The organism is Methylosinus sp. DMC45 (genome assembly GCF_056313885.1).
Genome location: NZ_JBQUZK010000003.1, coordinates 309436 through 326793, shown reverse-complemented (window position 1 = coordinate 326793; position 17358 = coordinate 309436). Strand labels below are relative to the sequence as shown.

17 protein-coding genes and 1 tRNA gene are annotated in these 17358 nt (G+C 65.5%); 8 read left to right on the top strand and 10 right to left on the bottom strand.

Translation table 11 applies throughout. The features are described 5' to 3' along the window. Positions 1-9: 9 nt before the first annotated feature. Positions 10-94: transfer RNA gene (locus tag ACT53T_RS01705), tRNA-Leu, on the bottom strand. Between the two features lie 80 nt (positions 95-174). Further along, positions 175-1278, bottom strand: coding sequence for a choloylglycine hydrolase family protein (locus ACT53T_RS01700; RefSeq protein ID WP_476159674.1), 1104 nt, complete (start codon positions 1276-1278; stop codon positions 175-177). A gap of 273 nt (positions 1279-1551) precedes the next feature. On the opposite strand from ACT53T_RS01700, the gene ACT53T_RS01695 reads away from it, so the two are divergent. Further along, the gene (locus tag ACT53T_RS01695; RefSeq protein ID WP_476159673.1) at positions 1552-3144 is read left to right on the top strand and encodes a L,D-transpeptidase family protein; all 1593 of its coding nucleotides are present in this window, start codon (positions 1552-1554) and stop codon (positions 3142-3144) included. Between the two features lie 89 nt (positions 3145-3233). Here ACT53T_RS01695 and fabI read toward each other — a convergent pair whose 3' ends face one another. Beyond that, the gene (gene fabI, locus ACT53T_RS01690; RefSeq protein ID WP_018267252.1) at positions 3234-4112 is read right to left on the bottom strand and encodes an enoyl-ACP reductase FabI; all 879 of its coding nucleotides are present in this window, start codon (positions 4110-4112) and stop codon (positions 3234-3236) included. Between the two features lie 331 nt (positions 4113-4443). Here fabI and ACT53T_RS01685 point away from each other — a divergent pair, with 331 nt between their 5' ends. From ACT53T_RS01685 to ACT53T_RS01675, 3 genes are all read left to right on the top strand, one after another. Continuing rightward, a complete protein-coding gene (locus ACT53T_RS01685; protein ID WP_476159671.1) occupies positions 4444-4944 on the top strand; it encodes a sigma factor-like helix-turn-helix DNA-binding protein in 501 nt (166 codons plus the stop codon). Positions 4945-4954: 10 nt separating this feature from the next. Next, positions 4955-5833 carry an anti-sigma factor family protein gene (locus ACT53T_RS01680; RefSeq protein ID WP_476159670.1) on the top strand — a complete coding sequence of 293 codons (879 nt, stop codon included), beginning with the start codon at positions 4955-4957 and terminating at the stop codon, positions 5831-5833. A 150-nt stretch (positions 5834-5983) separates the two neighbouring features. Then, positions 5984-7915, top strand: coding sequence for an acyltransferase family protein (locus tag ACT53T_RS01675; RefSeq protein WP_476159669.1), 1932 nt, complete (start codon positions 5984-5986; stop codon positions 7913-7915). Positions 7916-7935: 20 nt separating this feature from the next. Here ACT53T_RS01675 and ACT53T_RS01670 read toward each other — a convergent pair whose 3' ends face one another. From ACT53T_RS01670 to ACT53T_RS01660, 3 genes are all read right to left on the bottom strand, one after another. Further along, positions 7936-8382 (bottom strand): DUF2147 domain-containing protein, encoded by a 447-nt coding sequence (locus ACT53T_RS01670; RefSeq protein WP_018267256.1) that lies wholly within the window; start codon positions 8380-8382, stop codon positions 7936-7938. A gap of 66 nt (positions 8383-8448) precedes the next feature. Beyond that, entirely contained in the window at positions 8449-8877 is a 429-nt protein-coding gene (locus ACT53T_RS01665) for a DUF1772 domain-containing protein (RefSeq protein ID WP_018267257.1), read from the bottom strand. Positions 8878-8980: 103 nt separating this feature from the next. After that, the gene (locus ACT53T_RS01660; protein WP_476159720.1) at positions 8981-10045 is read right to left on the bottom strand and encodes a GSCFA domain-containing protein; all 1065 of its coding nucleotides are present in this window, start codon (positions 10043-10045) and stop codon (positions 8981-8983) included. Positions 10046-10263: 218 nt separating this feature from the next. Between ACT53T_RS01660 and ACT53T_RS01655 the strand changes: the two genes are divergently transcribed. Beyond that, positions 10264-11313: a WcbI family polysaccharide biosynthesis putative acetyltransferase gene (locus tag ACT53T_RS01655; protein WP_476159668.1), complete on the top strand. Its 1050-nt coding sequence runs from the start codon at positions 10264-10266 to the stop codon at positions 11311-11313. A gap of 33 nt (positions 11314-11346) precedes the next feature. Here the strand turns inward: ACT53T_RS01655 and ACT53T_RS01650 are convergent, their stop codons facing one another. From ACT53T_RS01650 to ACT53T_RS01640, 3 genes are all read right to left on the bottom strand, one after another. Continuing rightward, a complete protein-coding gene (locus tag ACT53T_RS01650) occupies positions 11347-12036 on the bottom strand; it encodes an MOSC domain-containing protein (RefSeq protein WP_476159667.1) in 690 nt (229 codons plus the stop codon). A gap of 96 nt (positions 12037-12132) precedes the next feature. Further along, on the bottom strand, positions 12133-12369 hold the full coding sequence (locus tag ACT53T_RS01645; protein ID WP_018267261.1) for a thioredoxin family protein: 237 nt from the start codon (positions 12367-12369) through the stop codon (positions 12133-12135). 130 nt (positions 12370-12499) lie between these two features. Beyond that, entirely contained in the window at positions 12500-13171 is a 672-nt protein-coding gene (locus tag ACT53T_RS01640; protein WP_476159666.1) for a MarR family winged helix-turn-helix transcriptional regulator, read from the bottom strand. A gap of 109 nt (positions 13172-13280) precedes the next feature. Here ACT53T_RS01640 and ACT53T_RS01635 point away from each other — a divergent pair, with 109 nt between their 5' ends. Then, entirely contained in the window at positions 13281-13622 is a 342-nt protein-coding gene (locus ACT53T_RS01635) for a hypothetical protein (protein WP_018267263.1), read from the top strand. A 25-nt stretch (positions 13623-13647) separates the two neighbouring features. Further along, on the top strand, positions 13648-14655 hold the full coding sequence (locus tag ACT53T_RS01630) for a hypothetical protein (RefSeq protein ID WP_476159665.1): 1008 nt from the start codon (positions 13648-13650) through the stop codon (positions 14653-14655). A 4-nt stretch (positions 14656-14659) separates the two neighbouring features. Here the strand turns inward: ACT53T_RS01630 and ACT53T_RS01625 are convergent, their stop codons facing one another. Then, positions 14660-16012: a glutamate--tRNA ligase gene (locus ACT53T_RS01625; RefSeq protein ID WP_476159664.1), complete on the bottom strand. Its 1353-nt coding sequence runs from the start codon at positions 16010-16012 to the stop codon at positions 14660-14662. A 206-nt stretch (positions 16013-16218) separates the two neighbouring features. Here ACT53T_RS01625 and ACT53T_RS01620 point away from each other — a divergent pair, with 206 nt between their 5' ends. Then, the gene (locus ACT53T_RS01620; RefSeq protein ID WP_476159663.1) at positions 16219-17355 is read left to right on the top strand and encodes a ceramide glucosyltransferase; all 1137 of its coding nucleotides are present in this window, start codon (positions 16219-16221) and stop codon (positions 17353-17355) included. Positions 17356-17358: the final 3 nt, after the last annotated feature.

Genomic DNA, 17358 nt, shown 5'->3' with positions numbered 1-17358 from the left:
AGAGAGGCTTGGTGCGGTCGAGAGGACTCGAACCTCCACTGGTTGCCCAACTAGCACCTCAAGCTAGCGCGTCTACCAATTCCGCCACGACCGCGCCGGGGCGCTGATCGAAACCAAAGCGCCGGCAGGCGGCCCGTCTAACAAAAACCCTCCCCCATGACAAGGCGCTTCGCCTCAATGTTTTGGAAATTCGACAGGCGCGATCCGGGAGGAGGGCCGCAGAGGGGCCGCCCGGACGCTGCGGCCCTCGAGCTCCGACTTGGTGAGATCTATGCTGCGCAGGGTCTGATTGTCATAGCTCTTCACATAATAGACGCGGCCGGAGAGATCGGCGATCGACGACCATTGCGTGAACTCGAAGCGCGACGTGTCCTGCGGGGCGACGCGCACCAGCCCCAGCGGAATGTCGAAATTATTGAGAATGTGCTCGGCGAGGCGCACCGCGCCGGCGGCGTCCTTCTGCGGCTCGGCGGAGAGGGTCATGCCGACGGCGCGCACGAATCGCGACGGCGGGGTAGGGTCGCCCGGCACGCCGATGAGGCCGGAGCCGGCGCCCAGCGGCGCGAAGCTCTCCCCGGCGATCTTCAGCGGCGGCGCGTCCACCGGCGAGAGCTTCACATAATTGCGCAGATTGGTGAGGTGCCAGTCGAAGGAGGGGGCGTTGGTGACGACGCCGAGCGGATTCTCATAGACTTTCAGCCGCCCGCCGATGGGCTCGACGACCAGCGAGGCGCCGCTGGCGTCATGCAGCGTGTAGTGAAAGGGCGGAACGATTCCGAGGTTCGGCTGCACGATATCGACGATGGCGATCGTGTCCAGCGCCGCGCGCAGCTCCTCGACGCTGGCGAAATTGCCCAGCGCCCAGGTGAGGAAGTCCCAAGGGGCCAGCGCATGGCCGGGATCGGCGGTCTTGGGATCGGCGTAGCCGGCGAAGCCCGGAAAATAGAGAATGCCGCCGGCGAGGCCTTTTTCATTCATGCCGTCGACGACCACCGGCAGGCCGAAGGCGTTGAGCCCGGCGATCGCATAGCGGGATTTCCAGCCCCAGCCGGGCTTGCCGTCCGGCCCCGTCGCCCGCGCGGCGTGATTGCGCGGAATGACGATCGCCTCCGATTCGAGCGGAAAGCCGAACTCCAGCGTGCGGCCGTAGACGCGCGCGCCATCGGCCGCCTTCAGCAGAAAGCTCGTGCAGGCCCCGGCCGGCGCGAGCGCGAGGGCCAGAGCGAGCGGCGCGAGCGCGAGCCGCCCCAACGCCCGACGAAAAGACTTCGCAGCCATCTTCCTCTCCGAAATGATTCTTCGCGGGAGAGATAGGCCGGCCGGGCGCGCGGGGACGGGCGCGGCGGGCGAAAAGCGGAGAACGGCCTCGAGGCATTATGGCGGCGAATGGAAAAATTCCCCGCAATTCTTCCCGACGTGCGCCGGCGCATAGATTTCAAGGCGACATTAACCAATAAGAGCAATGCAGGCGAGGGCGAGGCTCTGTCCAGTTCGGACCAGAGCGTTATGTGCTCGAGCAATGTGTTCGTGTGTGTCAGGAGTTTTCGCGTCATGTCGGAAGTCGCTGCTGTAGCCCGCAGCCGCAGGGTCTGCCTTCGCGCCTTTTCCGCGGCCTGCGCCGCGAGCGTCGCCGCCTCGGTTCTCGCCCTCGAGGCGCGGCCCGCATCCGCGCTCGGCTATTCCGCCGATTCTCCCGTGGGCGAGGCGCCCAAGGCGCCGCGCAAGCGCGGCAAGCGCGGAACCTCCTCCGAGGCCAAGCCGGCCGAGAATGCGAGCCTCGCGCGGCCGCTGTTCGCAGTCGTGTCGCTCGGCGGGCAACATATTTCCATCTATAATCACAATGGCCTCGTGGATCGCTCGGTCATCTCCACCGGCGTGCCCGGCCATCCGACGCCGGAAGGCATGTTCACCATTCTCGGCCGCGAGCGCTTCCACCGCTCCAATCTCTATTCCGGCGCGCCCATGCCCTACATGCAGCGCATCACCTGGTCCGGCGTCGCCATGCATACGGGCCATGTGACCGGCCATCCCGCCTCGCACGGCTGCATCCGCCTGCCGGACTCCTTCGCGCAGAAGCTGTGGGGCATGACCCGCATCGGCGAGCGCGTCGTCATCGCGCCCTATGATCTTTCGCCGAGCGAAATCTCGCATCCCGCTTTGCCCACGCCCAAGATGCGCTCGCCGACGGAAGCCTCGGCCGCGACGCTCGCCGACGCCGGCCTGCGCGACGGCTTCGCCGATGGCGGCGCGGCGCCGCTGCTCAATCCGCGTCGCTACGCCGAGCAGCTGAAGACGAAAGCCGCGGCCGACGCCGCGGCCGCCTCCAAGGCGGCGACGGAAGCCTCGGTCGCTCTCAACGCCAAGCGGCAGCAGGCCGCCCGCGCCTCCGTCGAGCTGCGATCGGCCGAAGCCGCCGAGGCGAGCGCCCGCGCCAAGGCGGAAGCCGCAGCCAAGGCCGCCGACGCCGCCGCCGCCAAACGTCAGGATGTGGCGACCGCCAAGCCGGAGCTGCCCACCAACGACGGCGCGAGCCCGGCCGAGGCCGCCAAGGCCAAAGCGGACGCCGCGCTCGCCGAGGCCAAGGCCCGGCTCGAGGCCGCCAAGACCGCCTATGACGCCAGCGACGCGGAAGTCGTGGAGGCGGGACGCCGCTCCCGCGAGGCGGCGGAAGCCTCCTCCGCCGCCGCCAAGGCGGAGAAGGACGCGCAATTGCGCGCCGCGCCCATCTCCATTCTGGTGAGCAAGAAGAATCAGCGCATCTATGTGCGCCAGGGGCTGACGCCGATCTTCGACGCGCCGGCGACGATCCGCGAGCCGGAACGCCCGCTGGGCTCGCATCTCTATATCGCAACGGCGAGCGGGGAGAATGGCGCGCTGAAATGGTCGGTTCTGTCCATGCCGCCGCGCATCGCCGAAGCGCGCGCCGCGCATAAGAAGAAGGGATTGGTGGAGGAGCGCAGCGCCGCTCCGCTGGGCGCGGCCTCCAGCGCCGCCGAGGCGCTGGACCGTCTCGAGCTCTCGGACGATGTGCGCCAGCAGATCGCCGATCGCCTGTGGCTCGGCGGCTCGATCATCATCTCCGATCAAGGCCCGAGCTCGGAGACCGGCGCCGTCGGCACCGATCTCACTGTGAAGTTCCGCTGAGGGCGCGACGCGAGCCTGAAGGCTCGCAGTCCGAGGCGGCGACTGGACCGCGAGCCTTCAGGCTCGCATCCAACCGCTCGCCCGGCGCCTTATTTCGCCTCTGTCGTATGCTGCGGCAGCAGGGCCAGCAGCGAGGCCATTTTCGGCGCGGCGCCGGGATTCATCATGCCGACGACATGATAGCCGGCGTCGACATGCAGCACCTCGCCGGTGACGCCGCGCGCCATGGGCGAGAGCAGATAGACCGCCGTCTCGCCCACCTCCTCGATCGTCACCACGCGGCGCAGCGGGGCGTTATATTCGTTCCAGCGCAGAATATAACGGAAGTCGCCGATGCCCGAGGCCGCCAAAGTCTTGATCGGCCCGGCGGAAATCGCGTTGACGCGAATGTTCTTCTCGCCGAGATCAGCGGCGAGATAGCGCACGGAGGCTTCTAGCGCGGCCTTGGCGACGCCCATCACATTGTAATGCGGCATCCATTTCTCGGCGCCGTAATAGGTCAGGGTGAGCAGCGAGCCGCCGTCCTTCATCAGCTTCTCGGCGCGCTGCGCGACGGCCGTGAAGGAGAAGCAGGAGATCAGCAGCGATTGCGTGAAATTCTCCGCCGTCGTGTCGACATAGCGGCCGTCGAGCTGGTCCTTGTCCGAGAAGGCGAGACAATGGACGACGAAATCGATCTTGCCCCACAGCTTCTCGACCTCGGCGAAGACGGCGTCGATCGTCTCCGGCTCGGAGACGTCGCAGCGGCCGACGACGGTCGCGCCGATCTCGGCGGCGAGCGGGCGCACGCGCTTCTCCAGCGCCTCGACCTGGAAGGTGAGGGCGAGCTCGGCGCCCGCGTCTGCCGCGGCCTTGGCTATGCCCCAGGCGATGGATTTATTATTGGCGACGCCGAGCACGAGGCCCCGCTTGCCAGCGAGAACGCCGCTGAAAATATTGCCGTTCGACGTCGGTTCCGGTTGCGACATGGGAGCAATGGTCCATAAATCTGCGATCGAGAGGCGGGGTTCCGCCGCCTGTCGGCAACGCCGTTGGAGGGCTACGCGCAACATGCGCGCTCGAGGCGCGCACATCGGACGCTCAGCGCGCGCATGGGCGCGCGGGCTCGGGACGTGAGGCGGGGCGCCAGCGGGAAGACGCCCCGATGAGGCGTCGCTCGCGGCCCGACATACAAAAACAGATAAATCTCAGGGCGCGGAGATAGTCAATCGCGCCGGACTGGCATAATATCCGTGGGGAAAGAAACCGAACCAGCGCCGCGCGGGCGAGGCGTCAGGACCGCGCGAGACGGGCCGAGCGATGGGACAGGCGGAGGATTTCGACGAGACCTTGGAAAGGCTCACGCCGGGCCTGCGCCGCTATGCACGCGCGCTGCTTTCCGGCGCCGCCAATGATCTCGCCGACGAGCTGGTCCACACGGCGCTGCAGACCACGGCCGACGAAGCCGGGCGCGAGACGACCGGCGCCGTTCTCGACCTTCGCGTCGATCTCTACGCATCCTTGACCCTCGCCGCGCAACGTCGGCTGCGCTCCGCCGCGCCGCATCGTCCCTCTCTGCGGCAGCCGGCGATCATGCATCGCCTCGCCGACCTTCCTTTCGAGGAGCGGGAGACGCTTCTGCTCGTGGCGCTCGAGGGCTTCACTTATGAAGAGGTCGCCCGCATCACCCGCACCGATCGGCCGGTGGCGCTGATGCGGCTGATGCGCGCGCGCTCCGCGCTGACCGCGCTCGACCGCCACCCCTCGCCGGGGGCCGACGCCGGCCGCCGGCCGGGTCCGCATCTGCGCGTCGTGAAATAGCGGGCCGCAAATGACGAGCCCTCGGGAGCATGTCGACGAATCCGACCTGCATGCTTTCGTCGACGGCGAGCTCGACGCCGAGAATCGCCGGCGCATAGAGAGTCATCTGCACGATCACGCCGAGGACGCGGCGCTGGTCGAGGGCTGGCGCCGGCAGAATGCGGCGCTGCGCGCGGCCTTCGCCCAGACGGTGAAGGAGCCCCTGCCCGCCGGCTTGCGGACGGCCACAGTGACCAGCCTCACGCGCAGCTTCGGCTCCGGCGTCAATTGGGCGCGCTTCAGCCCCAGCAAGGGCGCCTCGCTGCGCGCGATGCGCCGCTCGGACACCAGCCGTCGGCCGCCGCGCCGACCGGCGATCGTCATGTCGCTGCTGACGCTGCTCGCTGGCGCCGTGGTGGCGGGAGCGGCGCTGCTGGCCTTCACCGGACCGGCCTCGCCGCCGGCCGCCCCGCAACGGGCCATGATCGAGCCGCCGGGCCTCGTCGCCCATGCGCAGCTCGCCTATCTGACATTCGCGCAGGATTCGCGGCCAGTGGAGATCGGCGCCGACCGCAAAGCCGAGCTTTCGAGCTGGCTCGGCGAGCGCGCCGGCTTCGGCCGCCTGCCGGACCTCGCCAATGCGGGCCTCGAGCTCGTCGGCGGCAGGCTCGTTCCGGGCGTGATCTCGCCGGCGGGCCTGCTGATCTATCAATCCGCCGCCGGCGTCCGCGCGGCGCTCTATTTCGAGCGCGCCGGCGGCGAGCGCCCATCGGCGCCGCCCAAGACCGCGCCCGGCCTCGCCGCGGTGGAATGGCGCGCGGCCGGCTTCGCCTTCGTCCTCATCGGCCCGCTCGCCGCAGAGACCGCGCGCGCCGCCGCCGAGAGCGCCGCCGGACAGGCGAGCCGCTGACATCCCTGCGGGGCGCCGGGGCCGACGCGGCGCGCCCTCTGGCATGTTTCCTTCACGCACTCGCACGGGTCGACGGAATTGTCTCCGATTGGCACATCATTTCCGCGGCCTTGGCGGCCGCCCGAACCATTTGTCTCGAAAGGATCGGCTATGTCCGGCAGCAGCGTGAGCGGAAGCGATGAAATCCGCGCCGTCCAATATTTGCGGGCGGCCGCGGCGATTCTCGTCGTCTTCATTCATACCGGCGTCTATACGGAGCAATTCTATTGGCCGACTCCGCGCGCCTTCGGCGCCGCCGGCGTCGATCTCTTCTTCGTGATCAGCGGCTTCATTATGATGGTCGTCACCGCGCAGCGGCCGACCGGGCCGCGCGCGTTTCTGGCGCGGCGGCTCATTCGCGTCGCGCCGCTCTACTGGCTCTTCACCCTGGCGATTCTCGCTGTGTGTCTCATTTGGCCCGCGGCGATGCTGCATAATCTCGTGACCTTCGACCATGTCGCGCTGTCGCTGCTGTTCATCCCGCACTTCAATCCGCTGGAAGACAATTACACGCCCTTCTTCAAGCTGGGCTGGACGCTGAACTACGAGATTTATTTCTATTTCGTGTTCGCCGCCTTGCTGCCGCTTCCGTCGATCCGCCTGCGGCTGGCGATTCTCGCCGGCCTCTTCTCATTGGCGACGGGCTTCTACCTCGTCCTTCTGCCGACCAACCCTCTCCTGCACATCTATTGCAATCCGATCGTGCTCGAATTCGTCATCGGCGCGGCGGTCGGCTATCTCTTCACGCGCGGGACGATAGCGAAAATCTCGCGGCCCGTGGCCTGCGCGCTCATCGGCGGCGGCGCCTTCTCTCTCGTCGCAATGTTCGATTCGGACGATTTCGCGCGTGTGCAAACGGCGGGCCTCGCCTCCGCCGCGCTCATGCTCGGCCTGCTGGCGACGGAAGCGCGCGGCGCCCTCGCGCGCTCTTCTCTGCTCATGCTGCTCGGCGACGCCTCCTATTCCATCTATCTCGCGCATCCGATCGTGCTGACGCTGGCGCGCGTCGGAACGCGCGCGCTGCATCTGCCGGTCGAGCGGCCGCTCATCGGCATGGCCGCCGTCGTCATGACGCTGGCGCTCTCGATCGCCGCCGGCGTCGCCGTGCATCTCCTCGTCGAAAAGCCCATGCTCGCTCTGCTGCGCCGCCGCCTGCTGCAGCGCGCGAAGGCGGCCGAGCCCGCGGCCGCCGCGCCCTCGCTCGATTTCATCGCGACGCGTCTCGCCCGCCGCGCCGGCGCCGCCGCGCTGCTGATCTGCGCGCTCGGCGTCGCCGCCATCGCCTTCGCCGAGCGTGGCCTCGCCGCAGAGCCGAAGCGCGCCGCCCGTCTCGTCCATGAGGAGGATTTCGCGCGCGCCGGCGCGCTCGATCAAAATTTCTGGTCTTATGAGATCGGCTTCATCCGCAATCACGAGGCGCAATATTATCGCCCCGAGAATGTCTTCGTCGCCGATGGCGCGCTGGCGCTGGAAGGCCGCGCGGAAGGCGTGCTGAACGCCCAATACGACGGCGCCTCCAAAGATTGGACCCGCTCGACGCTCACCTCGGACTACACATCCGGCAGCATCGTCTCACGCTTTTCGATGCGCTATGGCGCCGTGGAGGTGATCGCGCGCACGCCGAAAGGCGCCGGGACATGGCCGGCGATCTGGATGCTCGGCGGCGACGACGGCCCGCCCTATCGCGAGATCGATATAGTGGAGGCGGTCGGCAAGCATCCGAACATCGTCTTCACCAGCGCCCATGCCGGCCCGACGCTGGACGAGCTGACCAATTGGTCGGCCGAGACCAATGTGCCGACTCTGTCCTCTCAATGGCACGTCTATCGGCTGGATTGGAGCGCGGAGACCATCGCCGTCTCCATCGACGGCCGGCAGGTGCTCGCCGTCACGCCGCGCGGCCCGGACGATCCGCTGCGCATGCCGATGCGGATTCGCATCAATCTCGCGCTCGGCGGCTCCTGGGGCGGACCGATCGACAGAAACGCGCTGCCGGCGCGTTTCGAGATCCGATCGATCCGCGTCTATTCCAACGAGATTTGATCGCTCCGCATGAGCGGCGCCTATCTCAGATCATCGCCGACCATCGCATGGGCGGCAGGCGGAGCGGAAACGCGCGTCCATGTCTCGCCGCTGCACAACATGCCCCAGAGGCAACCTTTCAGCGTCAATCGCGTCGGGCTGTCGACGGTGACGAAGCCGTCATAGGTCTTGCCGTCCTCGACATTGAAGATCTGGCCCGCCCAATGATTGGGGCCTGTCTGCGTCGCGCCGCGAAGAATCACCGCGCCTATGGAGGAGCGATCCTCGGCGTTCTGCGCGGCGACGACCTTGGCGCAGAGCTTGCCGTTCTCGCAATCATAGAAGCTGAAGCGCACGCCGCCTTCCGGCCGCAGCCAGACGCCGCGCGGATCATTGGACGAGGCGCCGGCCGCAGAACCGCAAGCCAGAGCGGCGGCGGCCAGCAGCGCGGAAGGCGCGAGAAGCTCGCGAGCGAAAGAGCGCGTCATGTCGATCCTCCTTCTGTCGGGAGGGAGGATCGGCGAGCATGATGTCGAATCTTCGGCCGCGACGCCTCAGCCGTTGGCGAAGACGAAGAGCGCGACCGCGAGCGCGCCGAGCGCTGTGAGCGCGAGCTGAACCTTGCCCCACAGCTCGATCGACTTGCGCGCGTCGGCGCCGTCCTCGGCCGAGATCAAGGCGAGAATGCGGTTGTCGAGCGGCGAGACCGCATAGAACATGAAAGGCCATGCGGCGACGATCACCGCGGCGCCGGCCAGCCAGCGCGCATCGTCGGAGGTCTTGTAGTCGATGAAGCCGAGAACGGCCGAGAGCAGCGAGAGGCCGGCGAGCAGGGCGAAGCCGCGATGATCGGAGGTCTCCCATTCCTTCATCAGCGATTTGTCGTCGAGCTTCAGCCGCGCGGGCTGCTCGACGAAATTGACGTAGAGAGACGCCCCTGTGAAAGCGCCGGCGACAGCGAGCGCGAGCGAGCCCGTGACCATGAGGCGAATCCTCCGTTCGAACTGCGACAGAGGATATATAAGCTCTAGTTTCGGGAAACGAAGATCGCGTTTCCCGCCGATGGGCGGGAAACGCTGAAAATGGTCACGCGGTCTCGATGGCCTCTTCGTCGCAGACGATGCGAGACGTGCTCTCCGCCTCCGCCGCCACGTCGAATTTCAGCGGCTCGATCTTGGCCGTCTGCGTCTCACGCTCGGTGAAATGATCGAAGAACATGCGCATCGTCTGGCTGATGCCGAAGGGATTTATGCGCCGCACATCCTCCCGATAGAAGCGCGCGACATTGGGCGGCGCCGTCGCGACGTCGTAAGACGGGAAATAAGCGATATTGGGCCGCGCCCGCACCACCTCGTCCGCCGCGGCGCGCAGAATCGCCTTGATCGCCGAATTGGCCTCGAGCACATGGCGATCCTCGTAAGTGGCGATGATGCCGACCGGCGAGACGCTGAGGATGATGCGCGACGCCGGATTGACCGAGCGGATGCGATCGACGGAAGCGAGAAAGTCGCGCACCACTTCCGAGACGGTCATATTGTGGAAGGCGTAGAGCGAAGGATCCCAAACGCCGCCGGCGACGCCGGGCGCCTGCTGCAGCACCGCGCCGTCGCTACGGCAACGCCAGGATTCGGTATGGCCGAAGGTGAAAACGAAGACGTCCAGCGTCTCGAACATTTTGCGCACGGCGGCGAAATGCCGCTCGCGCTCGGCCAGCATGTCGTCGATCGTCTCATAGCCGTCCGGCTCTATGCTGGGGCGGAAAGGATCGACGATGCGGCCGTCCTCCTGCCGCACCCAATGCACGAGCTCCGGCTTCAACGCGCCATAAGCGCGGTCGAACAGCTGGAGCAGCGCCGTCGTCGTGTAGAGATTGCCGTAGCGGCAGGAATACATCGAATAATTGCGCCGCTCCGCCTCAGCGGCCGACATGCCCTCCGGCGGCTGCTCGGCGAGATAATAATGGAAGCCGCTGGCCTTCAGCCTCTGGGCGATCTCTTGCGCGAAGCAGCTGCCGCCGGTCGCCACTTTGTCTTTCAGCGAGATTTTGAAAGGCGTGGAGAGAATGGGGTCGATCGCGAAGGGCGGCGTCTGCGTCACCGCCTTGCGCCAGAAGCGATGGTCGGGTAGGGAGCTATAGGGATGTTCCGCCAATTGTCGGTCTCCTGGAAAGCCGCCGGCCGCATGGCTCGTCGAGCAGGGTTCATCCAAGACGCGCGATCCGCCCTCACAAAGGCGAGAACAGCGCGCCGGAACGGGATGAATGCGGCGGCTTCATCGATGCGGCCGGGAGCATAAACGGCGACCGGGCGCTTGTCATCCTTCGGCGCCGACTTCGTTTTCGGGCCGCGACGAAATGGCATAACGCGCGCATGTTGTCTCAGATCGATCGGCAGATCATCCGCTCCTGGTACAGTCATCTCGTCGAGCCGCGGCTCGCGCCGTTCTATTCGAAAGGGCCGCGCCTCACCGGGCCGCGCATCGCCGTCATCGGCAATTGCCAGGCTTTCGGTCTCGCCTATGCGATGAAGCTGCTCGACCCTTCCGCGCGCGTCTCGCATTTCTCGGCGATCGCCAAGACGCTCGCCGACATAAAGCTGCTCGCCAAGACGCTCGCCACCTATGACTATGTGTTCTGCCACGAGTTTCTGCACGGGCCTGTGCGCGGCGGCGGCTCGGCGGAGCTGTGCGAGCTCTTGGACAAAGTGATCATGATCCCGGCGATCACCTTCTCCGCCTTCCACCCCGATCTCATCTATCTTCTCGACGAGACGCGCGGCCATGCGCCGACCATCGGCCCCGTCGGCCCCTATCATTCGGCGCTCGCCGTCTTCGCCTTCCGCCGCGGCCTCTCGGTGGACGAGGCGCATGCGCTGTTCAACCGCAATGTGTTCGAGGCGCTCGGCTATTTCGACGTCTGGAACGACGCCGTGAACGAGCTGGTCGAGACCGGCAAGCGCAAATACGGCATGGATCTCTCCGGCGAGATCGCCAATTGGTCGCGCCGCGGCGTGTTCATGTATTCGCTGGTGCATCCGCGGCCGTTCGTCCTCTTCGATCTCGCCAAGAAATTTTTCGCCCATGCCGGCCTGCCGACTCCGGCGCCGGTCAATGGCGACTATTACGCGATCGACGATCTCGGACGCGCGGAGATATTCCCCATCTATCCGCCGATCGGCGAATATTTCGGCGTGCAGGGCAGCTACACATTCAAGCTTGAGAATTATCATCTCTCGAGCGAGGTCGGCGAATTCGTGTCGCTGCCGTACTATCTCGCCGAATGCTACAAGGTCTATCGCCGCAGCACGCCGGCGCAGCTCACCCATCCGCGCATAGAAGCTTGGCTCGCCGACCCGGCCGCCGTCGGCCGCATCATCACGCTCGCGGGCGAGAATTTGCGCAAGGGCCTGCTGCCGGCCTGACGCGCCGCCTGCGTTCGGCGGCGCGCGACGCTCTCATGCGCCTTCGAGGCGCGTGGACCAATCCTCCACCGCGCCGCGCGCGAGACGGCGCGCGGCCAGCTCTCGCCAATTGCGCGCGAGCGGCGCCAGCTCGGCCATTTGCGCCAGCGCATCGCGATCGAGCATGCGCAGATAGAGCAATTCATTGAGCCGCGACAAAGGCCAATCCGGCAGCGGCCGCTCGACGCGCTGGAGAGACGCGCCGGGCTCGGCGACGCCCTCACGCAGCACGCGATAGTACCAGCCGGTGCGGCCGCTCGTCTGAACGCGCCGCGCCATATCCGGGCGCGCGAAACGCAGATTCAGCTTCCAGCAGGGCTGGCGGCCCTGGCTCACCTGCAGCAGCGCCGAGCCCAATTCGAAGATATCGCCGATGCAGATGTCGCGCTCGGTCACGCCCAGAGTCGAAATATTCTCGCCGAAGGCCGGCGCCGACGCGAGCGCTTCGCCGAGCGCCAGCTCTTCCTTTGCCCAGGCCGCGTAATGATCGCGCGGATAATGATGCAGCGCCTTCTCCGGCCCGCCATGATGGCGCAGATCGCCCTGACGATCGCCGTCGAGGCCGTCGCGCAATATGCGCCAGGGCGGCGGCGCCGCGCTTTTGGCGATGCCGCTCGGCGCCGCGCGCGGGCCGAGAGAGATGAGCGCCGGCGCCGCGAATAGGGTCTCGATCGCAGGGGTCATGGACAGGGTTCGCTTAAAAAAAGGCCTCGCGCGAGCATAGCTCGGCGAGGCAGTTCGGAGTCGCCGAAGTGACAACGGCGGGGGGTCGTCGGTGGTCTATTTCAGCGCGGAGAGATCGGCGCCGAAATTAATGTGATAGGCGCGCCCGTCGATGACGAAGGCGGGCACGGATTTGACGCCGGCCGCCTCGGCCTCGCCGAGCCGGGCCTTGTCCTCGCCGAGATGCACGATCTCGACATCGAAGACTTGCGGGTCGAGCGCTTTGGCGAAGGCGGTCTCGGCATCCGCGCAAACGGGGCATCCGGCGTGATAGAAAGTCGCTTTCGTCGCCATGGCCTTGGTCCTCCTCTCTTCTGCTTCCTGCGCGCCGTCTACGAACGGCGCGCCATTCTTCTGCGAACCCGCCGCGGGCCTGGGCCGGCTACGCCGGAGCCCCGAGCGGCTCGAGAATTTGCGAGGCGTCTCAGGCTCCCGCCTGCTGCGCGTCGTGATGCGCGAAAAGGCTCCAGGCCGCCTCGCTCTCCGCCGGCGGCGCCGGATCATGCTCCGGGCAATCCAGGCGCAAATGACGGCCTCCGAACGCCGCGTCGACGAGCGCGCAATGATGCGGAAGCTCGGCGTCGGCATGGGCGTGCGGGCGGAAATGGCGGCAGCTGACGCAGAGCCGCTGCGGCGGAATGGCGTCGGCCTTCTGCAAGGCGCGGATCGTCTTGATGACCAGATCGAGCAGCGTCTGCTGCTCATGCGGCGTCAGCGTCTCCAGCGCCCGTTCGGCGGAGGTCATGGCGAGGCCGATGGCGCGCACGACGTCGCAGCCCGCCGGCGTCACGCGAATGGCGATGGCGCGCTTGTCGGCGGGATCGGCGAGCTTGGTGACGAGGCCCTTGCGTGCGAGCGCGGCGATGGAATCGGTGGCCGTCGGTTGGGTGACGCCCAAATGCTCGGCCACCGCGCGCAGGCGCATCCCCGCCTCTCCGCGGCCGGCGATGAAGGTGAGCGCGTGCAATTGCGTCGGGGTGAGGCCGGCCTCCTCGGCGACGCCCCATTCATCGGCGCGCATGGCGGCGGCGATGCGGTCTAGCCCCTCGCGCAAGCGGCGCGGCAGAGGCGTTGTGATGGCGTCGAAGAGCGTCATGGAGTTTTATTAGGACTCCTATCTATTTTTGTCAAGCGCGGGCGCGCTTGCGATTCGCCATGCGCTTGCGCTAGGCCAATGCGGTCGCAGCCATTACAGGATCGACCCTATGCTCCGCGCCGCCGCCGCTTGCCTCTTCGTCCTCGCCGCCGCGCTTCCCGCGCGCGCCGCCGATCTCAATGATTATCCGACCTCGGCGCGGGCGGATTATGTGTTCGGCTGCATGAAGGCCAATGGCGATTCGCGGCAGGCGCTGGAGCAATGCTCCTGCTCCATCGACATCGTCGCCTCCATTTTGCCCTATGAGCGCTACGTCTCGGCCGAGACGGTCGCCAGCATGGATCAGCAGGCGGGGCAGATCGGCTCGCTGTTCCGCAACTCGCGCCTCGCCAAGGAAGCGCTGGAGGAGCTGCGCCGCGCCCAGGCGGAAGCGCAGGTGCGGTGCTTCTGAGGGACTGATCAGCGGATTTTGTGTTATGCACGAGAAATGCCCAGAAGGTTTGACGGATACCGGCGCGAAGTCGGAAAAGGTTGCATTTCCTGAAAAAATTACGCTTTCATGGGTGTCCGACAATGTTCCTATCGCGTGGTTTTGGTATTCCTTCGCCGCGCTATTCACTGGCGCTTGTCTGGTATTTGTTGCCGGCATGGAAACGAAGGCGTGGTTATTGACACACAGCGCGCCTATAACACCTCAATCCGCGTACGTAGACGATGCCTCTGGACGCCTTGAGGCCTGCCATGTTCAATATCGTGAAAATATTAAACAGCTCGCCGACGCGAATTCAAAAATTACCCAACTCACAGATGCTATTTCACACCCTACTTCTTTAAAATCCGATTTGGATCTCATTGCGAATCAGCGAAGGCAAATCGATTCACTCCAACGAAGCCTTACAGAAGCCAGAACAGATACTTTTTCTAGACAGCCTTCTGGATTTTCTCCATTTCTACAGACAACTGTATTACAAAGAAAACTGATCCATAAGGAGGCTGAGCGCCTCATTGAGATCATTGATCAACTAAAGGACATAGCGCGGATGTCACAACAGGTTAAAATTCCTACTGCCTTGGTAATAAATCCATACACTCGCCGCCCGAACATGGATGGGTTTCCGCATTCGATAATTTCGCCGGGGGCAGACAGCGCAATTTCTCAGATTTCAAAATTTAAAAGCGATGTAACAGAAATAGACGAGAAAATAAAATCAGTAATATCAAATAATATAAATTATGAATCTGAGATAAAATCAATTGTCGGAAACACGGCGGTTCAAGAAATAATTATTGTTGAGGATAATTATATGAAGCAGCTTGACACCGCTAAATCGCAACAATGCAATAGCACAATTTTACTATATTCATTCCTTAGCAACGAAGCCTCTCGGCTTGGAACTGCGGTTAATCATTTCAATACATGGGTATCATTGTTCTTGCAGGAGCGAGCACCATCCGTCCGCCGAGAAATCGAAGCTTTTTTATAGACCTCTACGAGCCGGATGCCGAGAGTCGCGCGACCGCCCGCGCGTGGCCGATCAGCGGCAGCAGCAGCGACAGCTCGGGACCAATCTCCGCGCCTGTGAGCGCGACGCGCAATGGATGAAACAGCGCCTTGCCCTTGCGGCCGGTGCGCGCCTTCACCGCGCTGGTCCAGGCGGACCAGGTGGTCTCGTCCCAGGGCTCGGCGGGCAGCAGCGCCTGCGCCTCGGCCAAAAACTCCGCATCCTCGCGGATCGGCTCGATCTCGCCCTCGACGACGCGCCACCAGTCCAGCACATCGGCGAAGCGCGTCAAATTCCCCCGCACCGCACGCCAGAAGGGCTCGGCCTTGAAGCCGACGATGTCATGCGCCTCCAAGCGCTCGCGCACGTCGTCATATTCCGATATCGCCAGCGTGCGATGGGTGAGCGGGCCGAGATCGGCGGGATCGAAACGCGCAGCGTTGCGCGAGAGATGCGCGAGATCGAAAGAATGCGCGAGATCGCCGAGCGAGCGTACCGCATGGACGCTGTCCGACGAACCGGTGAGCACGGCCAGCGCCGCCACGGCGAGAGCCTCATAACCCTCCTCGCGCAGCGAGGCGATGGCGAGCGAGCCGGTGCGCTTGGAGAGCGCCTCGCCCGCGCCGCCGACGAGAAGATTGTGATGCGCGAAGACGGGATGCGCATGCTCCGGCGCCAGCGCCTGGAACAGGCGAATCTGCACCGCCGTATTGGTCACATGGTCCTCGCCGCGAATCACATGCGTAATCGCGAGCTCTATGTCGTCCACCACGGAAGGAAGCGTGTAGAGAAAGCTGCCGTCCTCGCGCAGCAGCACGGGATCGGACAGCGTGGCGCAATCGATGGCGCAATCGCCGCGCACGAGATCGCGCCATTCCACGACGCCCGCCGGCAGCTTGAAACGCCAATGCGGCTTGCGTCCCTCCGCCGCGAGCCGCGCGCGCTCCTCGGCCGAAAGCTTCAGCGCGGCGCGATCATAGACGGGCGGCAGTCCGCGCGCCTGCTGCAATTTGCGGCGCTTCTCCAATTCCTCCGGCGTCTCGTAGCAGGGATAGAGCAGGCCCGCCGCCTCGAGACGCGCCGCCGACGCCTCATAGCGCGCGACGCGCTGCGACTGCCGCACCACCACATCCGGCCGCACGCCGAGCCAGGCGAGATCGACCTCGATCGCCTGCGCGAACTCCTCGCTCGAGCGGGCCAGATCGGTGTCATCGAATCGCAGCACGAATCTTCCATGGTGGGAGAGGGCGTACAAATAGTTCAGCAGGGCCGGACGCGCATTGCCGATATGGATGCGGCCGGTCGGCGAGGGCGCGAAGCGAACGATCGGAGTGGTCATGAGCAAACTTCGGCAGGAGGAGAGTGCGAGGGCCGCGCGACGCGACAAGATTCTCGCGCCGCCACCCTTTTGCCAAGAGCTGAGCTCCTTGTCAGGCGGAATATCGGTCTGGCCCGCTCCGGGATTGCGCAGCCGTCGCCGCCCGCTGGCGCAGGCGCAGGCCGCCGCCCGTCTCGAATCCCGAAAGTGACAGGCAGGGAACACGCATGATCATGGCCTATGTGTGCGCCGCCTTTTGCGCGACGCTGCTCTCGCTCAACCTCGCCAGCATCGCCATCGCCGCCTTTCGCTGCAAAGCCCGTCCCCGCAATCTGCCCGTGCCGGCCCATGCGCCGCCGGTGAGCGTCGTGCGGCCGCTGCGCGGGCTCGAGACTTTCAGCGAGGAGACGATCGGCTCCACCTTCGCGCTCGATTATCCGAGCTATGAGGCGCTGTTCTGCGTGCAATGCGCCAATGATCCAGTGATTCCGCTGGTCGAGCGGCTCATCGCCGCGCATCCGCATATTTCCGCCCGGCTGCTCGTCGGCGACGATTATGTGAGCGTCAATCCCAAGCTCAACAATTGCGTGAAGGGCTGGGACGCCGCGCGCCATTCCTGGGTCGTGCTCGCCGACTCCAACGCTCTGCTGCCGCCGGACTATGTTCAGACCATGCTCGCCGCCTTCCGCGACGATACGGCGCTCTCCATCTCCATGCCGATCGGCTCTCGCCCCAAGGGCTTTTGGGCGGAGGTGGAATGCGCCTTCCTCAACACTTTCCAGGCGCGCTGGCAATATGGCGCGGAGGCGGTCGGCATCGGCTTCGCGCAGGGCAAGAACATGATGTGGCGCCGCGAGGTGCTGGAACGCGCCGGCGGCATTCGCGCTCTCGGCGCCGAGATTGCCGAGGACGCCGCCTCCACCAAGATCATCCGCGCGCAAAAGATGAAGGTGCGGCTCGTCGACATGCCCTTCGAGCAGCCGCTCGGCCATCGCACGGCGCATGAGGTCTACTCCCGCCATGTGCGCTGGGCGCGCCTGCGCCGCGTGACCTTCCCCGCCTATTTCGCGCCGGAATTCATGAATGGCAGCTTCATGCCCGTGGTGACCGGCGCTTACGCCGCGCATCTGCTCGACGCCAATGTGGCGCTGACCGCGGGCGCGATCCTCGCCGGGCTCTATGGCGCGGAATGCCTCCTCGCCCGCGTCGCCGGCTGGCGGCTCTCCCGGCTGACCCCGCTGGCGCTGCTGACGCGCGACATTCTGCTGCCAGTGATGTTCGTGGACGCCTGCCTCTTCGACGATTTCGTCTGGCACGGCAACGCCATGACCGTCCGCGAGCAGGAAGAGCAGACGACCGGCTGAACG